This is a genomic window from Ancylobacter koreensis (assembly GCF_023016525.1).
In the GTDB taxonomy this organism is placed as follows: Bacteria; Pseudomonadota; Alphaproteobacteria; order Rhizobiales; family Xanthobacteraceae; genus Ancylobacter; species Ancylobacter koreensis.
This window is the reverse complement of sequence record NZ_JALKCG010000010.1, coordinates 73,560-91,018: the sequence shown is the minus strand read 5'-3', so window position 1 is coordinate 91,018 and position 17,459 is coordinate 73,560. Positions and strand designations below refer to the sequence as shown.

General features: G+C 67.0%; 17 protein-coding genes. 12 read left to right on the top strand and 5 right to left on the bottom strand.

The window, feature by feature from the left end; all coding sequences use genetic code 11:
- Window positions 1-210 precede the first annotated feature (210 nt).
- Window positions 211-606 (bottom strand): PRC-barrel domain-containing protein, encoded by a 396-nt coding sequence (locus tag MWN33_RS18205; protein ID WP_247202485.1) that lies wholly within the window; start codon window positions 604-606, stop codon window positions 211-213.
- Window positions 607-988: 382 nt separating this feature from the next.
- On the opposite strand from MWN33_RS18205, the gene MWN33_RS18200 reads away from it, so the two are divergent.
- The gene (locus MWN33_RS18200) at window positions 989-1,780 is read left to right on the top strand and encodes an enoyl-CoA hydratase/isomerase family protein (protein ID WP_247202483.1); all 792 of its coding nucleotides are present in this window, start codon (window positions 989-991) and stop codon (window positions 1,778-1,780) included.
- Between the two features lie 50 nt (window positions 1,781-1,830).
- Here MWN33_RS18200 and MWN33_RS18195 read toward each other — a convergent pair whose 3' ends face one another.
- A complete protein-coding gene (locus tag MWN33_RS18195) occupies window positions 1,831-2,622 on the bottom strand; it encodes an enoyl-CoA hydratase/isomerase family protein (protein ID WP_247202481.1) in 792 nt (263 codons plus the stop codon).
- Window positions 2,623-2,811: 189 nt separating this feature from the next.
- On the opposite strand from MWN33_RS18195, the gene MWN33_RS18190 reads away from it, so the two are divergent.
- Both MWN33_RS18190 and MWN33_RS18185 read left to right on the top strand, forming a co-directional pair.
- Window positions 2,812-3,999 carry an MFS transporter gene (locus tag MWN33_RS18190; protein WP_247202479.1) on the top strand — a complete coding sequence of 396 codons (1,188 nt, stop codon included), beginning with the start codon at window positions 2,812-2,814 and terminating at the stop codon, window positions 3,997-3,999.
- Between the two features lie 197 nt (window positions 4,000-4,196).
- Window positions 4,197-5,258 (top strand): aminopeptidase, encoded by a 1,062-nt coding sequence (locus tag MWN33_RS18185; protein WP_247202477.1) that lies wholly within the window; start codon window positions 4,197-4,199, stop codon window positions 5,256-5,258.
- A gap of 36 nt (window positions 5,259-5,294) precedes the next feature.
- On the opposite strand, the gene MWN33_RS18180 is transcribed toward MWN33_RS18185, so the two are convergent.
- Window positions 5,295-6,119 carry a GntR family transcriptional regulator gene (locus MWN33_RS18180; RefSeq protein WP_247202476.1) on the bottom strand — a complete coding sequence of 275 codons (825 nt, stop codon included), beginning with the start codon at window positions 6,117-6,119 and terminating at the stop codon, window positions 5,295-5,297.
- 463 nt (window positions 6,120-6,582) lie between these two features.
- Here MWN33_RS18180 and MWN33_RS18175 point away from each other — a divergent pair, with 463 nt between their 5' ends.
- From MWN33_RS18175 to MWN33_RS18150, 6 genes are read left to right on the top strand one after another with little or no spacing between them, the layout of a single operon-like run.
- On the top strand, window positions 6,583-7,623 hold the full coding sequence (locus MWN33_RS18175) for an ABC transporter substrate-binding protein (protein WP_247202474.1): 1,041 nt from the start codon (window positions 6,583-6,585) through the stop codon (window positions 7,621-7,623).
- Window positions 7,624-7,651: 28 nt separating this feature from the next.
- On the top strand, window positions 7,652-8,704 hold the full coding sequence (locus tag MWN33_RS18170) for an ABC transporter ATP-binding protein (protein WP_247202472.1): 1,053 nt from the start codon (window positions 7,652-7,654) through the stop codon (window positions 8,702-8,704).
- A gap of 3 nt (window positions 8,705-8,707) precedes the next feature.
- The gene (locus tag MWN33_RS18165; RefSeq protein WP_247202471.1) at window positions 8,708-9,556 is read left to right on the top strand and encodes an ABC transporter permease; all 849 of its coding nucleotides are present in this window, start codon (window positions 8,708-8,710) and stop codon (window positions 9,554-9,556) included.
- Window positions 9,553-10,377: an ABC transporter permease gene (locus MWN33_RS18160; protein ID WP_247202470.1), complete on the top strand. Its 825-nt coding sequence runs from the start codon at window positions 9,553-9,555 to the stop codon at window positions 10,375-10,377. The genes MWN33_RS18165 and MWN33_RS18160 overlap by 4 nt, the downstream gene beginning before the upstream one ends.
- A gap of 17 nt (window positions 10,378-10,394) precedes the next feature.
- A complete protein-coding gene (locus MWN33_RS18155; RefSeq protein ID WP_247202469.1) occupies window positions 10,395-11,561 on the top strand; it encodes a CaiB/BaiF CoA transferase family protein in 1,167 nt (388 codons plus the stop codon).
- Window positions 11,562-11,587: 26 nt separating this feature from the next.
- Window positions 11,588-12,103, top strand: coding sequence for a MaoC family dehydratase (locus tag MWN33_RS18150; RefSeq protein WP_247202468.1), 516 nt, complete (start codon window positions 11,588-11,590; stop codon window positions 12,101-12,103).
- Window positions 12,104-12,163: 60 nt separating this feature from the next.
- On the opposite strand, the gene MWN33_RS18145 is transcribed toward MWN33_RS18150, so the two are convergent.
- Both MWN33_RS18145 and MWN33_RS18140 read right to left on the bottom strand, forming a co-directional pair.
- Window positions 12,164-12,886 (bottom strand): SDR family oxidoreductase, encoded by a 723-nt coding sequence (locus MWN33_RS18145; RefSeq protein WP_247202466.1) that lies wholly within the window; start codon window positions 12,884-12,886, stop codon window positions 12,164-12,166.
- 36 nt (window positions 12,887-12,922) lie between these two features.
- Window positions 12,923-14,050 (bottom strand): mandelate racemase/muconate lactonizing enzyme family protein, encoded by a 1,128-nt coding sequence (locus tag MWN33_RS18140; RefSeq protein ID WP_247202465.1) that lies wholly within the window; start codon window positions 14,048-14,050, stop codon window positions 12,923-12,925.
- 348 nt (window positions 14,051-14,398) lie between these two features.
- On the opposite strand from MWN33_RS18140, the gene MWN33_RS18135 reads away from it, so the two are divergent.
- The 3 genes from MWN33_RS18135 (at window position 14,399) to MWN33_RS18125 (ending at window position 17,456) form a co-directional block, all read left to right on the top strand.
- Entirely contained in the window at window positions 14,399-15,388 is a 990-nt protein-coding gene (locus MWN33_RS18135; RefSeq protein ID WP_247202463.1) for a Bug family tripartite tricarboxylate transporter substrate binding protein, read from the top strand.
- A gap of 104 nt (window positions 15,389-15,492) precedes the next feature.
- Complete coding sequence (locus MWN33_RS18130) at window positions 15,493-15,951, top strand: tripartite tricarboxylate transporter TctB family protein (RefSeq protein ID WP_247202462.1); 459 nt, start codon at window positions 15,493-15,495, stop codon at window positions 15,949-15,951.
- On the top strand, window positions 15,951-17,456 hold the full coding sequence (locus tag MWN33_RS18125) for a tripartite tricarboxylate transporter permease (RefSeq protein WP_247202460.1): 1,506 nt from the start codon (window positions 15,951-15,953) through the stop codon (window positions 17,454-17,456). Before MWN33_RS18130 ends, MWN33_RS18125 begins: the two co-directional genes overlap by 1 nt.
- Window positions 17,457-17,459: the final 3 nt, after the last annotated feature.

The following is a 17,459-nucleotide window of genomic DNA, read 5'->3' as shown; positions in this document are numbered from 1 at the left end:
CGCTCCGCACGCCCGAGAGGGAAAATCCAACCGTCAGGGCGAACTCACAGCTGGATAGAAGTTGGGGGCAACGTCAACCCTCGTGCCTCGCTGCCGCCAGCATGGCCGCGTGAGCCGTCGGCTTAAGGGTGCACCAGCAATCCTCGGGCCGGATCACGCCGCAGAAACCCCCGCCCTCCAACGAGAGCGGGGTGGTGATCTGTGAGGGCGTCAGTCGTCGAACTTCCCCTCATACTTGAACTCGGGCATGGCCTTGAGCTGCTCACGGGTGAGGGCGCTCATGCCCTTCCATTGCTTCTTGGTAGCGTCGAACGACACTTTCACGGTGCTCGGCGGGACGACGACGTAGCGGTCGCCCAGGCCGAGGAAGCCGCCGACGGAAAGCACCAGCCCCCGCACATTCATGGAGCTGTCGAGCACGAGGTCTTCGATTTCGCCGACATCCTCGTTCGCCGCATTGCTGATGTCGAGCCCGACGAGATTGGAGGCGAGCGCATCGCTCGGCGCAACGGCGACGGTGGCGGTTTCGCTGATCTGCGGCTGCGCCAGCGCGGGGACGGAAAGCAGCGCGGCCGCCGCGGCGAGGCCGATGATGTTTGCGCGCATCGAGGATACTCCCTGATCGTTGGACGCCACGTCGGCGTCGCAGCGACAACGCGGGCAGCGGGTGCGCGTTCCGATGAAGTGCGGAGGCCCGGCAGCGAGATCAGGCCCCCGAGACGAAGGACGGGGTTCCCGATCCCCGCCGCGGACCTTGGACGAGGAGGTGCGGGAAACCGAAGGCGACTCCGGATTGAGAAATCGTAATTCGTAAAAATAAATAGTAATATCAATTTGATATATGATATTAGCGAAGTAAAAATGAAACGTTTACCCGTGCTGGCTCGGCTGGTAAGAAGGCGATGACGTCGGCTCACTCGCCGCCGCGCGCCCGTGCGGTGCGGCGAGTGACGAGGCGCCGGGAACCACCACGCGAGGAACGCAGCCCATGTCCGAGGAGCCGGCCTTCGAATTCTTTCATCTGGTGACCAAGGACGGCGTCGCCGTGCTCACCATCGATCGCCCGCCCGTCAATGCGCTCTCGCGCGAGCTGTATGAGAGCCTCGACAGGGTGATCGACCATATCGAGGCGACGCCGGCGATCCGCGCCGTCGTGCTGGCCTGCAAGCCGGACGCGCGTGCCTGGATCGGCGGCGGCGACCTGAAGGAATTCCTGTCCTTCACCTCCGAGACGCGCCGGTCGCGCCACGAATACATCGAGGGCATCACCGACCGCTTCTACCGGCTGTCCTGCCCGACCATCGCCGCCGTCACCAAGCCGGCCATCGGCGGAGGCATGGTATTCGCCAGCTTCTGCGACATCGTCGTCGCCGCCGACACGGCCTTTTTTTCCATGCCGGAGGTCGACCGCAGCCTGACGGGCGGGGCAGGTTCCTATTTCCACCGGCTGAACCTGCCGGTGAGCTTCATCCGCGAGATGATCCTCACGGGGCGGCGGATCTATGCGCCGGAACTGCGGCAGGTCGGGTTCCTGAACCACGTGCTCCCCGAGGCCGAGGTGCTGCCCAAGGCGATGGAACTGGCCGGGCTGATCGCCGCCAAGAGCTCGGCGGCCGTGCGCGCGATCAAGGAGAGCGCCAATCTCATCGACGCGGTCGGCTGGAAGAAGGGCGGCGATGCCGCGCATGAGCTGAGCGCCTCCCGCCTCGTCGATGGGCCGGATTACAAGGAGGCGATCTCCGCCTTCCTCGAAAAGCGCAAGCCCGCTTTCAACCGCTGAATCGGCGTAACCGCCGGGGCCGTCGGGACGGCGGCCCCGGCGGCCTCGCTTCACGCGCCGTGGAACACCGGCTCGCGCTTCTCGGCGAAGGCCGTGATGGCTTCCTGACGGTCGCGCGAGCGCGCGGTCGGTGCGTGTGCTTCCAGTTCGAAGCGGAAGCCGGTGCCGAAATCGGCGTCGGTTGCGATGTCGAGCGCCTTCTTCGCCTGGCGGACGGCGAGGGGCGCATTGCTCGCGATGGTCCGCGCGACCGCCAGCGTCTCCTCAAGCAGCGTTGTGGCCGGCACCACCTTGTTGACCAGCCCCCAGTCGCGCGCCTCGGCGGCCGAGAACATGTCGCCGGTGAGGATCATCTCCTTGGCGCGGCGGATGCCGCAGGCACGGGGAATGGTCTGCGTGGCGCCGGCGCCCGGGGAGATGCCGCGCCGCACCTCGGGAAGCGAGAAGCGGGCGGTCTCGCTGGCATAGGCGAAGTCGATGGCGGCGACGATCTCGCAGCCCGCGCCCACCGCCGCGCCGTTGACCGCCGCGAGGATCGGCACCGGGCAGTCGGCGATCTGGCGGATCAGTCGTTCCATCAGCGCCCTCTGCCGGCGCACGGCGGCCGGCTCCATGCTCGCCCGCTCCTTCATGTCGCCGCCGCCGCAGAAGATGCGGTCCCCGGCGCCGGTGAGCACGATGCAGCGTGTGGCGCCGGCATCGACATAGAGCTCCCAAAGCCAGTGGTTCAGCTCCTCCGCCATGGCGAGGTTGATCGAATTTCCCGATGCCGGGCGGTTCAGCCGCACGAGCTGGACATTGCCGTCGGTTTCGATCTGCAGGGTCTCGTAAGGGGAGGACACGCGCGTCTCCTATAGGTAAACGTTATATCGACTGAGCCTCGACGAACGAAGCACGTAGCACATTGACAGGCATTGGGCAGCGTGACTTAGGTGGAAAACGATAAATCATAGTGCCGGACACTCCCGGATCGGGAAGGCCGGCGTCGTGCGCGGTCCCAATCGCCGCGCCTGCCTCTCCTCGGAAGGTTCATGCCCCGTCACGGCCCTCTGGCGCTGCTGTTCGCCACCATGTACCCGCAGACCGTGATGTCCATGATGGTGCTGACGCCGCCCGTGGTGGCCGATCAGGTAACCGCGCTCTACGGGTTGCCGCCGGAGACGGCCGGGGTCTACGCGGCGGCGAGCTACATCTTCGTCGCCATCGGCACGCTGTCGACCGCCTCGGTCATCCCGCGCGTCGGGCCGCTGCGGATGAGCTTCGCCTGCATCGTGGCGGGCGGCGGCGCGCTGGCGCTGTTCGGGCTGGGGTCCTTCGCCTTCGTCCTTCTGGCGACCGCGCTGATGGGGCTGTGCTACGGCCCGCTGACTCCGGCCGGCCAGCAGGCCATCGCCAATGGCGAGCCGATCGCCAATCTCGCGCTTTTCCTCTCGGTGCGCCAGACGGCGGTGCCGCTCGGCGGCATGCTGGCGGGGCTGATCGTGCCGGCCCTCGTCATCCGCTCGGACCTGGAGACCGCGCTGTTCATCGTCGGCGGGGCGGTCACGCTATCGGGGCTGGTGGCCGGCGGCCTCCTCGGTATCGTGCGGGAGGAGAAACGCGAGGCACGCCCCATCGCCCGCGCCGGCTTTCTCGCGCCGCTGCGGCTGATGCTCGGGCATCGCGCGCTGCTCGCCATGTCCTTCGCGTCCACGCTGTACGGGGCGCTCCAACTCGTCGTCAGCTCGCTGCTGGTGGTGTTCGTGATGCATGAGCTCGGCCGCGATCTCGTCACCGCCGGGATGATGCTGGGCATCAGCCAGGCGGCGGCGGTGTGCGGGCGCATCGGCTGGGGCTTCATCGCCGACCGGGTAGGGCGCTTGCGCGGCACGCTCGGGGCTATCGGGCTCGGCATGGCGGTGGCCTGCGTCATGGCCTGGGGGCTGACGCCAGCGAGCCCGGACTGGGCGATCGCCGGAGTCGCCTTCCTGCTGGGCGGCACGACGAGCGGCTGGAACGGCGTGTTCCTCGCCAGCCTGATGCAGACCGTGCCGGCGGCTCAGGCCGGATTCGCGGCGAGCGGCGCGCTGCTGTTCTCCTATGTCGGAATTGTGCTCGGCCCGCCGCTGTTCGGCGGACTGGCGGGGCTGGCGGGCTTTCCGGTGGCGTTCCTGATGCTGGGCGTGCTGGCGCTGGGTGGCGCCGCGCTCTGCCTGATGCCCGCAGCGTCGACAAAATAGTCGACATTTCAAATCTATCGCAGAATCTGGTCGCACGTTCACGCCTGCTTACCCGCGTGTAGTCGCTTGCTATTACGTCGTAAAGGCAGGGTGAGGCTGCGTATGGCGCGCGGTCGACCTCTTGACCGATCTCATAAAATGTCGACACTAATGACATTGACGCCGAAGCGCGCCGCTCGGCAATCAGGAGAGAAAAAATGTCGGGAGTGAGTGGCCTGATCACGGGCACGCTGGAACATCTGCGCCGTCCGCTGGTGCGCAACATCAAGAAGGGGCAGCGCGTCCTCGTCCTGTCGGACACCGAACACGATCCGCGCGTCTGGCAGGCCATCATGACCATCCTCGCCGATATCGAGGCGGATGCGACGCTGTGCCTGTTCAGCCGCCGCCCGGCCGACTATTACGACCCGCCGGCCGCCGTGTGCGAGGCGATGATGAAGTCGGACGTGAACGTGCTGTGCTCGTCCACCGGCATGCTGCACTGCGCCGCCAGCCTGCGCTCCATGGAAGCGGGCATCCCCTCGATCTGCCTCGATGGCGGCATGCGGCTCGAATGGCTCCAGTCCGGCGCCATCGCCGACGACATGAGGCAGATCGCCGTGCGCAAGCACTATGTCGGCAAGAACGTTTTCGGTCCTGACGCCAAGACCTGCCGCGTGACCTCGCGCTACGGCACGGACTTCACCTACAGCGTCGAGAACATGGTGTGGATCCCGCCGCTGCCGGGCCCGGAGTTCGATCCCTACAAGATCATCAACTTCCAGAAGGACGAGAACCGTCCGGCCGGCAAGCTCTACTACTATCTGTACCCGACCGGCGAGTTCAACGTGGCGCCCATCGAGGGTACGGCGAACGGAAAGCTGGTGATCGACCTCACCATGCACCACCTCGGCAAGCTCGGCTCGCCCATCGAGCTGACGGTGGAGAATGGCCGGGTGGTGAAGATCGATGGCGGGGCGGATGCGCGCATCCTGCGCGACTTCCTCGCCACCTATGGCGACGACAACGCCTATATGTGCCCGGCGGAAGCCTCGGTCGGCGTCAATGCCAAGGCGGTCATCCGCGGCATCCAGCGCGAGGACAAGAACATCATGGGCACGATGCATTTCGGCCTCGGCACCAATGTCGATGTCGGCGGCTCGATCATGTCCAAGATCCACATGGATGGCGTGATCCTGGAGCCGACGCTCTATGTCGACGGCGTCAAGCGCATCGAGGACGGCCGGTTCCTCGTGCCGATCGAGGGCGACGAGGGCTGACGCGCTCCAGGGCGGGCCGACCCTCGGGGCCGCCCGCTATTCCTCTTCCGCCGCCGTGGCCGCCTGGCGCCGCCGGCGGCGCGAGCGCGTCGGGGAGGGCACCCCTCCCTCGGCGTAGATCTGTTCCAGCACCGCAAGCGCGTGCAGGTGGTTCGAGCGGATCAGAACATCGGCGAGCGGGGCGTCCTGCTCCTCCAGCGCGTTCATGATCTGGATGTGGTGGGCCATCGACTTCTCGCGCCGCGTCGGCTGCGAGAGCGACAGGCGCCGCAGGCGCAGCGTGCGCAGCAGCAGGGAATCGAGGATGCGCTTGGCCGTCGCGTTGCGGGCGGCGATGGTCAGGCGGTTGTAGAACTCGACATTCGCCCAGAGATAGGCGGAGAGGTCGTGCGCGTCATGCGCGGCGCTGAGGCGCGCCAGCAGGTCGCGCAGCGCTTCCATGTCCTCTTCCGTGCGCAGCGTCGCCGCGTCGGACGCCACCGCGCCGAAGAGAACGGCGCGCACGCGGTAGATTTCCCGCACCTCGGCGATGTCCAGCACCGCCACATGGGGGCGCCGGCGCTGGGGAATGCGGACCAGCCCCTCTTTTTCCAGCAGCAGCAACGCTTCGCGGATCGGTGTGCGGCTGGTCTCGTAGCGTTCGGCGAGTTCCACCGAACTGAGGTCCTCGCCGCTCTGGCGGATGTTCTCGATGATCTCGGCGCCGACCTCGCAGGCCACGCGCGAGACCAGCGAGGGCCGGTCGTGATGCTCGGCCACGATGCGGCGCACCACCAGCACGGCGTTGAGGAAGGATTCAGACTGGCTGGAGGGGGGCGTGGCGATCCAGGAATCCGCGCGCTCGAACGTGATCGTCGTCAAGGAGAATGCCGCCTTCCGTCACCGGACCGGCCCTTTTCCGCTGGCCGGCCTCTCCGCGCAATCTACAGCTCGCGGGCGCACTCTGTCGACAGGATCGCATTTGCGGGCGCGCCGCGGACGATCGGCGGTCGGTCGGTCCGTCCGAGCAATACGTCCGTCTGGATGCAGGTATGTCGACATAATTCTCGACTGTCGTTCTGCGAGTTCTGCCCATGCGCATGTTCCGCCTCGTTTGCGGATGGCGCCAACTCGGCCATATTGCCCCATAGGGAGATGATAAAGTGTTGCAAGTAAACGGAAAGTGGCGGAGGTGCCGGCGATCCGTCGAACAGGTTCGCCTGCTGCGACATCTATCCTTCCGGGTCTCCGTCGCATAAATCTGTCGACACATATCTTGACGGGATGGGCCGCCATCGTTTGAATGGCCCGTCAACGAGAAAAACATCCAATGGGAGGAAACGTCATGTCCCGATGCCTTTCCTATCTCCTCGGTGGGACGCTCGCGGCTGCGTTCGCTGTCGCGCCGGCCGCTGCTCAGGAATCGCTCGTGGTCGCCGCCTTCGGCGGCAAGCACGGCCAGACTCTGCAGAAGTGCGTTATCGACACCTTCACCGCGAAGACCGGCATCAAGGTCACGGTGGATCAGGGCGTCTCGTCGGTCACCGTCGCCAAGCTGAAGCAGCAGAAGGGCAACCAGTCGCTCGACGTGATCTGGCTCGACGGCGAGGTCTCTCAGGCAGCGGAGTCGGAAGGTGTCTTCCAGGACATCGACCCGGCGCAGGTGCCCAACATCGCCAACATCATCCCGGAGGCAGTCCACAAGAACAAGGACGGCAAGATCACCGGGCTGGACGATTATTACTATTCGGTCGGCATCGTCTACAACGAGGATGAGGTGAAGCAGGCGCCCACGTCCTGGTTCGACCTGTGGAAACCGGAGTATAAGGGCCTGTCGACCTGGCCTTCCATGTCGGACGGCTCGGGCCCGCCCATGCTGGTCTATGTCTCCGAGCTGCTCGGCGGCGGCGTCGACAATCTGAAGCCCGGCGTCGACAAGATGAAGCAGCTCGAAGTCGCCGCCTATTACGACTCCGGCGGCAATGCGAGCAACATCCTCTCGCGCAAGGAAGCGATCATCGGCGTGCTGGACAGCGGCGCGGTGTGGTCGCTGGCCGACGCCAAACCCTTCGAGGTCGGCTTCGTCATCCCCAAGGAGGGCGGGCTGGCCTCCGGCACCCGGCTGCACCTCATCAAGCCGTCCAAGGCGGCGTATGAGTTCCTGAACCACGCGCTGACCGCCGACGCGCAGAAGTGCTTCGTCGAGAACTACTTCTACGGACCCTCGGTGAAGAACATCGAGCTCAGCGAGAAGGCGAAGTCGCGCCTCCCCTGGGGTCCGAACGGCTCGATCAAGGACCTGCGTTTCTCCGATGCGGTCGCCATCAACGCGCACCGCCAGCAGATCCTCGACGCCTGGAACCGCGACGTCCTCGGCCGCCGCTGACCGCGCACCTGCTGTCGGAGCTGAACCCATGCCGCTGATCACCATCGACCGCGTGACGAAGTCCTACGGGTCGTTGCAGGTGCTTAAGGGCGTGTCGCTGAACATCGAGGAGGGCGAGTTCGTCGCCCTCCTCGGTCCCTCCGGCTGTGGCAAGACCACGCTGCTGCGCGCCATAGCGGGCTTCGTCGCCATCGACGGCGGCGACATCGTCATTGGCGGCCGATCCATTGTCGACGAGCCGCCGAACCGGCGGCCGGTCAACATGGTGTTCCAGAACTACGCGCTGTTTCCCCATCTCACCGTGCGCGAGAACGTCGCCTTCGGTCCGCGCCGCAACGGTGTGAGCAAGGCCGACACCGCCGCCATCGTCGATCCGGCGCTGGAGACGGTCGGCATGTCCGCCTATGGCGAGCGGTTGCCCGGCCAGCTCTCCGGCGGCCAGCAGCAGCGCGTCGCGCTCGCCCGCGCCATCGCCAACAAGCCGAAGGTGCTGCTGCTCGACGAGCCGCTCGGCGCCCTCGACCTGAAGCTGCGCAAGCGCATGCAGATGGAGCTGAAGGATCTGCACCAGAAGCTTGGCATCACTTTCCTGTTCGTGACGCACGACCAGGAAGAGGCGCTCGTCATGGCCGACCGCATCGTCGTCATGCAGGACGGCGATATCGCCCAGGTGGGAACGGGCGAGGACATCTATGCCCGGCCCGCCAGCCGCTATGTCGCCGACTTCATCGGCGAGGCCAACCTGCTGCCGCTGGAGAGGGCCGCCGACGGCACGCTGCGCATTGCCGGCGAGAGCGAGCCGCTGCCCTATCAGGCGCCGGACGGCGGCGCCGCGGCCACGCTGCTGGTCCGCCCCGAGGAGGTCCGCCTCGGCGTAGTGCCGGAGGGCGGCGTCGGGCTCAGCGGTACGCTCACCGACCGCGTGTACATCGGCAACGCCACCCGCCTCTTCGTGCGCACCGCGAGCGGCCAGTCCGTCGTCATCCAGCAGGCCGGCGCCGGCCCGGAGGCGGCGATACCTCCCGGCACGCCGGTGCGTATCGGCTGGGCGCGCGAGGCCGCCCGCGTGCTGACGGGTTGAGCCATGCGCATCAACCGCTTCTCGGCCGCGATCCTGCTCGGCATCCCGCTGATCTACCTGATCGTCTTCTTCGTCACGCCGCTCGGCATGGTGGTGGTGGACAGCTTCTCAAATCCGGCCGGCGAGCTGACACTGGCGAACTACGCCGCCGTCCTTGGCGAGGCCTATTACTGGCAGGTGCTCGGCTACACGCTCTGGATCGCGCTGGTCACCTGCGTCGCCACGCTGCTGCTGGGCTATCCGCTCGCCTATTACATGAGCCTGATCGAGCACCGGCGGACCGTGCGGCGGGTCTGTTTCATCCTGATCCTGATGCCGCTGTTCACCTCGAACATCGTGCGCTCCTTCGGCTGGATCGTGCTGCTCGGGCGCGAGGGTCTGGTGAACGAGACGCTGCTGCTGCTCGGCATCATCGACCGGCCGCTGCGGCTTCTCTCGACCGAGGTCGCGATCATCGTCGGCATGATCTACGTCATGCTGCCCTTCATGGTACTGGCCATCGCCAGCGTGCTCCAGAACATGAACGGCTCGCTGCGCGAGGCTTCGCGCGATCTCGGCGCCACCGCCTTCGCCACCTTCGTGAAGGTCACGCTGCCGCTCAGTGCACCGGGCATCGTGGCGGGCACGCTCATCGTCTTCACGCTCAGCATTTCGAGCTATGTGACGCCGCGCATCATGAGCGGCGGGCGCTCCGTGGTGTCGTCCATGCTGATCTACGACCAGTTCATGTTGGTCTTCAATCCGTTCCTCGGCAGCGCCATCGCGGTCGTGCTGCTGGTGACGAGCTTTGCGCTGATCGTCGCCTACACTCTCATCATGGAGCGCCGTCCGGGCCGGGGAGGCGCGTCATGAGCCGCCGCCTGTCCATCCGCCTGCGAGACGCGGCCGGCCCCGCGCTGATCTCGGCGATCGCCTGGCTGGTGCTCGCCTATCTGGTGCTGCCGCTGGTCGTGGTGATCGCGATCTCCTTCACCACGACCGAGTATCTCGCTTTTCCCCCTGTCGGCTTCACGCTGCGCTGGTATCAGCGCTTTCTGGCCGACCCCTCCTATGTCGACGCCATCCTGCTGAGCGCGCGGCTGGCCTTCGGCGCGACGCTGATCGGCTTCCTGCTCGGGGTGCCGGCGGCGCTGGTGCTCAAGCGCGGGCGGCTGCCGGGCACGCAGATGCTCGCCAACTTCTTCCTGTCGCCGCTGATCCTGCCGGCCATCATCATCGGCGTCGGCGTGCTGCAGATTTCCGGCACGCTCGGCTTCGCCCGCAGCTTCGAGGCGATGCTGGTCGGCCATGTCGTGATCATCCTGCCCTACATCGTGCGCACGACGCTCGCCTCGCTGGAGGGCTTCGACATCTCGCTGGAGGAGGCGGCGCAGGATCTGGGCGCCTCGGGACCGGCCACCTTCTTCTTCGTGACTCTGCCGCTGATCAAGCCGGGCATCATCGCCGGCTGCCTGTTCGGCCTCATCATGAGTTGGATCGACGTCGAGGTGAGCATCTTCAACACGGTGATCGCGCAGTCGCCGATCCCCGTGAAGGTCTTCAACTACGTCCAGTACTCGGTCGACCCGATGATCGCCGCGGTGTCCGCCGGCACGATCTACATCGCCTTCGTCCTTGTCCTCCTGCTCGACCGCCTCGTCGGGCTCGACAAGGTCGCGGGCCAGCAGAAATGACACGGGAGCCTCCCCACATGCCGACTTCCGCCGCCGCCCCGCCCGGTCCTCTCGATGGAATCCTCGTGGTCTCCATCGACCAGGCGGTGGCCGGCCCGCTCTGCACGATGCGCCTCGCCGACGCCGGTGCGCGCGTCATCAAGATCGAAGCCGGGGAGGGCGACCGCGCGCGCGACTACGACAAGGCGCTGGGCAGCACCTCGGCGGCCTTCGGCTGGCTCAACCGCGGCAAGGAGAGCGTCGTCCTCAATCTCAAGGACCCCGGCGATCTCGCTCTGGCGAAGGCCATGCTGGCGAAGGCCGACGTGTTCGTGCAGAACCTCGCGCCCGGCGCCACCGACCGGCTCGGCCTCGGCGCGGCGCAGCTTCTCGCCGAATTTCCGCGCCTGATCGTCGTCGACATCATGGGGTACGGGCGCGGCACGCCTTACGCGGCTAAGCGCGCCTACGACATGCTGGTGCAGTCGGAAAGCGGCATCTGCGCGGTGACGGGCACGCCGGATGTGCCCTCCAAGGTCGGCATCTCCATCGCCGATATCGGCACCGGCACCAATGCCTATTGCGCGGTGCTGGAGGCGCTGTTGCAGCGCGGGCGCACCGGGCGCGGGCTGGCCATCGAGGTGGCGATGTTCGACGCCATGTCCGAGTGGATGTCCCTGCCGCTGCTCCATTACGACTATATGGGCGTCGAGACCGCGCGCTACGGTCTCTCGCACGCCTCGGTCTACCCCTACCGGCCCTATCACTGCGCCGACGGCGACATCGTGGTGTCGATCCAGTCGACGGCGGAATGGGTGCGCTTCTGCACCGCCGTGCTCCACCTTCCCGATCTCGCGAAGGACCCGCGCTTCATCGACAACTGGGCGCGGGTGCAGAACCGCGACGCGCTCGACGCGGCGGTGCACGAGGTGTTCACGCCGCGAAGCTGCGAGGAAATGATCGCGCGGCTGGAGGCGGGCCAGATCGCCTGGGCGCGCGTCTCCACCCTGCACGATCTCTCCGTTCACCCCGCGCTGCGCCGCATCGCTGTCGAAATGCCGGGCGGCGAGCGGGTGGAGATGCCCCGTCCCGCCGGCCGCCCTGTCGCTTCGGGCAGCAAGGTGCCTGTGCTGGGCGCCGACAGCGCGCGCATCCGCGCAGAATTCGCGCCCGGCGCCGCGCCGGCGGCCTGTTCGCGCGCGTGACCCCATTCAACCAAAAGGAGGCCCAAGTGGCAGAAAAGATCGGCTGGCAGGGACGGTTCTTTGAGGATTTCGAGGTCGGCGACGTCTACCCGCACCAGATCGGGCGCACGCTGCTGTCCTGCGACAATTCCTGGTTCACCCTGCTGATGGGCGCGCCCTCGCCGGTGCATTTCGACCATCACTATGCGTCGCAGACCGAGTTCGGCAAACCGCTCGTAAACTCCGTGCTCACGCTTGCCACCGTGATGGGGCAGAGTGTTTCCGATCTCTCGCAGAACGTGTTCGGCAATCTGGGCTGGGACGAAATCCGCCTGCCGAACCCCGTCTTCGAGGGCGACACCATCTATTCGCAATCGGAAGTGCTGGAGAAGCGCCTGTCGAAGTCGCGCGAGAGCGTCGGCATCGTGAAGGTGTCGACCACGGGATTCAATCAGGACGGCAAGGTGGTGATCACCTTCCGGCGCACGATCATGCTCTATCGTCGCGGCTATCAGCCCAAGCTGCCCAAGCCCAGGCTGGACGAGGTCAAGACGAGAGCGTGAGGGGGCGGGCGGGCGTCGCCTCCACGGCGCCCGCCACGCTTTCCGTCACAGGGCAGGATTTTACATGGACCAGCCGCCGTCGATGATGTGGGCGGCGCCGGTGGTGAAGGTGGCGCCGGCGAGATAGACGGCGAGGTCGGCGATTTCCTCAGGCGTGCCGATGCGCCCGATGGGCTGGCGGGCGATAAAGGCAGCGCGGGCCGCCTCATAATCGCCGAGCGCGCGCAGCCGCCCTTCCAGCGAAGGGCTCTCCACCGTGCCGGGACAGATGGCGTTGCAGCGTATGCCGCGTCCCACATAATCGGCGGCCACCGATTTGGTGAGGCCGATCACCGCCGCCTTGGTCGTCGCATAGGCGAAGCGGTTGGGCACGCCCTTGAGGCTGCTCGCCACCGAGGCGATGTTGATGATCACGCCGTCCTCGCGCTCCAGCATGCCCGGCAGCACCGCGCGGATGGTGCGGTACATCGACTTCACGTTGAGATCGTAGGCGAAGTCCATTTGCTCTTCCGTGCAGTCGAGCACCGAGCCCGCATGCACGAAGCCGGCGCAGTTGACGAGAATGTCGACCCGGCCGATCTCGCCGGCGAGCGCGCCGACCGCCGCCGCGTCGCGCACGTCGAGGCGGCGCGTGCGCGCGCCGTCGAGGCCGGCGAGGCCGCCCTCATTGAGGTCGGTCGCCCAGACCTGCGCGCCCTTGGCGAGGAAGCCCTGCGCGATGGCGCGGCCGATGCCCTGCGCGGCGGCGGTGACGAGGACGACGCGGTCTTCGAGATGGGACACGTAAGCTCTCCTGCGTAATGACGGCGGGCGGATCGTTCAGGCGGCGAAGCGTTCGAGCGCGGCGCGGTCGACCTCGATGCCGAGGCCGGGCCCGGCCGGGATGTCGACCCAGCCGCGCAGATGCTCGATCGGCGAGGTGAGCACGGCCTGCCGAAACGGATGCTCGGAGCGGTCGAATTCCAGCAGCGGCTCGCGCGGCGTGTGGCGGGGAGGGGTGTGGGGCAGGACGGCGATGAGCTGAAGCGCCGCAGCCAGCCCGATGCCGGTGCCCCAGACATGGGGAATGTAGCGAACGCCGAAGGCCGCCGCCATGTCGGCGATCTTCTTGCACTCGGAAAGTCCACCGGCGGCGGCGGTGTCCGGCTGGATGATGTCGATGGCGCGCGTTGCGAGAATATCGAGAAAGCCCCAGCGCGTTGCCGTGCATTCACCCCCGGCGACGGGGATGGGCTGCCCGGCCTTCACCTCGCGGTAGCTGGCGAGGTCCTCGGGAATCACCGGCTCCTCGAACCAGGCGATGTTCTGGTCGGCGACGCGGCGGCCGAGCGCGATGGCATCCAGCGCGTCGTAGCCGTGATTGGCGTCGAGCATGAGCTGGCGTTCCGGACCGATGGCCGCGCGCGTGGCGCGGATGAGGGCGATATCTTCTTCCAGATCGAGGCCGATCTTCAGCTTCACCGCCTCGAAGCCCTCCTCGACATAGCCGCGCACCTCCTCGATCACATAGTCGAGCGGGTCGCCTTCCTCCTGCCGGTAGGTGCCGGTGGCGTAGGCCTGCACGCGCGTGCGCAGCGGCCCGCCCATGAGGCGATGCACCGGCACGCCCAGCGCCTTGCCGCGCAGGTCCCACAGCGCGATGTCGATGCCGCTGAGCGCGGCGATGACGATGCCCCGCTGCCCGTAGTCGCGGAAGCGGCTGTGCAGCGTCTGCCACAGGGCCTCACCCGCCATCGGGTCGGCGCCGATCAGGTGGCGGCGGAAACCGTCGATCACCGCCGCGTTCATGCGGGCGGGGCCGTAGCACTCTCCCCAGCCGACGAGGCCGGTATCGGTGACGATCTCGACGATGCAGGCGCCACGTACGCGGGTGCTGTCGAAGGACCAGCCGAACGGCTTCGACAAGGCGGCTTCGAGGACATGGGTGTGAACGGCGGCGATCTTCATGGAGTCGTTCTCGAAACGGCGCCCGGCGGGACCGGGCCGTTGGCCTGAGGAGTGTCGACATAAGTCCTCCCGGCTTGGCCTGCCGTGCAGAGCCGGGAGGGACACGGATGGCTGCGCCTACCCCTGTTATTCTTAATTACAGGCGTGTCTGCGGGCGCTGAAGGTCCGACAGTGGGTGCGGAGCTCTTTCGGAGCCATAGTAATGTGTCGACAGATTAATTGACAAGTCCGTCGGCATCGGCTTCCATGCGGCCATAGGCGGTGCACGGGTCGACACCTCGCGGGAGTGTCGCGTGTCCGCGCAGCGCGCCACAGAGCGCGTCTTCAATCAGCATGTGGGAGGAACGAATGCCGAAGATCGACAGGCGCGACGCGCTCAAATTCGCCCTGGCCGCACCCATGGTGCTGGCCGCCGGGCGCCTCGGCGCGCAGGAGGCAGGCGCGACGTGGCCGACGCGGCCGGTTCAGGTGATCACCGGCTTCGGGCCCGGCGGCGGCGGCGACATCGCCACCCGCGTGACCTTCCAGGCGGTGTCGGAAGTGCTGAAGCAGCCGATGGTGGTGGAGAACCGCACCGGCGGCAATTCGCTGGTCGCCGCGCAGGCGGTGCTCGGCCTGCCGCATGACGGCTACGGCTTCCTGATGAACGGCCTGCAGCAGCTCGTCACGCCGCTGCTGATGAAGGACCTGCCGATCAATTTCCACGCCGACTTCCAGCCGGTCTCGCAGATCGTGAAATACCCCGAGACCATCTCGGTCGCGAAGGATTCCCAGTGGAAGACCTTCGGCGAGCTGATGGAATACGCGAAGGCCAATCCCGGCCGCATCCGCTACGGCACCTCGGGCGTCGGCGGCGTTCCCCACATCGTGGCGGAGGCCATCCAGCTCTATGGCGGCGTGAAGTTCCGCAACATCTCCTACCGTGTCGCCACCGAGATCGCCCGCGACGTGGTGGGCGGCCAGCTCGACCTCGCCGTGCTCAACGTCTCAACCCTCACGCCGATGATCCAGGCCGACAAGGTGCGCCTGCTGGCGGTCGGCAATGACGCGCGGCTGGAGCAGTTCCCCGACGTGCCGACCCTCGCCGAGCTCGGCCTGCCCAAGGCGAACCATGCCGACTGGGGCGGCGTCTTCACGCCGTCGGACGTCCCGGCCGACATCGTCAGCAAGATGCAGGCGGCGATCGCCAAGGCGGCGAAGATGCCCTCCGCCTACGACAAGCTCGCCGCTCAGGGCACCATCATGGTCGGCAGCTCGACCGCTGACTTCAAGGCGTTCCTCGCCAACTGGCAGGGCATCGTCGAGGAAGTCGTGCGCGAGGCGAAGATCACCCTCTGAAGTCGCCCACGACATAGCACCCGCCCCGGAGGCCGCGCGGCGTCCGGGGCCTTCCCTGCACGGCGCGGCCCGCACGGGCCGTTCCGCGTCCCGGTACACACGCCATGTCCCGCATAAAGAACCCCAACGACGTGATGGTGGGGCTCGTCCTCATCGGCCTGTCGGTCTTCGCGCTGGTGCTCGCCTGGCCGCTGAAGCCGGGCACGCTCGACGCCATGGGCCCCGGCTTCTTCCCGCGCGCGCTCGCCTTCCTCGAAATCGGCTTCGGCCTCGCCATCGTGGCGCAGGGGCTGACGCGCGTCGGCGAGCCGTTCGAGCGCTGGTTCCCGCGCCAGATCTTCTTCGTCCTCGCCAGCATCGGCTTCTTCGCCGCCACCATCGACCGGCTGGGCGCCGTCGTCGCCATAGCGGGAACCGTGCTGGTGTCCTGTCTCGCCCGGCGCGAGACCCGGATCATCGAGGCGGTGCTGGTCGCCGCCGGCATGGCGGCCTTCGTGGTGCTGGTGTTCCGCGTCGGCCTCGGCCTGCCGCTGCGCGTGTGGCCCTGGGGGAATGTGTACTGATGGACAGCTTCGTCTCGCTCTTCCACGGCTTCTCGATCGCGCTGCAGCCGGCCAACATCCTCTACTGCCTGCTGGGCACGCTGGTCGGCACGCTCATCGGCGTGCTGCCCGGCATCGGCCCGCTCTCGGCCATCGCGATCCTGCTGCCGATCACCTTCTATCTCGAACCGACCTCGGCGCTGATCATGCTCGCCGGCATCTACTACGGTGCCCAGTATGGCGGTTCGACCTCGGCGATTCTGCTCAACCTGCCCGGCGAGAACTCTTCGGTCGTGACCTGCCTCGACGGCCACCAGATGGCCCGGCAGGGCAGGGCGGGCCCGGCGCTCGCGGTCGCCGCGCTGGCGTCGCTTTGCGCCGGCGTGGCGGCGACCTTCGTCATCGCCCTGTTCGCGCCGCCGATCTCGCAGGTCGCGCTGATGTTCGGACCGGCCGAATATTTCTCGCTGATGGTGCTCGGTCTGATCGCCGCCATCGTGCTGGCGCACGGCTCGGTGCTGAAGGCGCTGGGCATGATCGTTCTGGGACTGCTGCTGGGTTGCGTCGGCACCGATGTCGAATCCGGCGCACTGCGCATGGCGCTGGGCCTGCCCGGACTTTTCGACGGCATCGGCTTCGTGCCGCTGGCCATGGGCCTGTTTGGCGTCGGCGAGATCATCCGCAATATCGAGAACGACCGACATCAGTCGGTGATGCAGACCCGTGTGCGCGACCTGTGGCCTTCGCGTGACGATTTCCGCCGCTTCTGGCCGGCGACGGGGCGGGGCACGCTGATCGGCTGCATTCTCGGCATACTGCCCGGCGGCGGCGCCACGCTCGGTTCCTTTGCCGCCTACACCATCGAGAAGAAGGTCTCGGCCACGCCGGAGCGCTTCGGCAAGGGCGCCGTCGAGGGTGTCGCCGCGCCGGAGGCGGCCAACAATGCCGGTGCGCAGACATCCTTCATCCCGCTGCTGACCCTCGGCATCCCGTCCAACGCCATGATGGCGCTGATGGCCGGCGCGCTGATGATCCACGGCATCACGCCGGGGCCGCGCGTCATCACCAGCAACCCGGACGTCTTCTGGGGCCTCATCGCCTCCATGCTGGTCGGCAATGCGCTGCTGGTGATCATCAACCTGCCGCTGGTCGGGATCTGGGTCCAGCTGCTGCGGGTGCCGTATCACCTGTTCTACCCGATGATTCTCGTCTTCTGCTGCATCGGCGTGTTCACGGTGAACAACAGCGTGCTCGACGTCATGCTGCTGATGGTGTTCGGCTTCTTCGGCTACCTGTTCATCAAGTGGCATTGCGAGCCGGCGCCGCTGCTGCTCGCCTTCGTGCTCGGTCCGCTGATGGAGGAGAACCTGCGGCGCGCCATGCAGGTCTCCTATGGCGACCCCGCGATCTTCGTCACCCGGCCGATCAGCGCCGTGCTGCTGCTCGCCGCGCTGGGCTGCCTCATTCTCGTGCTGCTCCCGGCCTTCCGGCGCACGCGCGAGGTGGCTTTCCAGGAAGAGAACTGACGC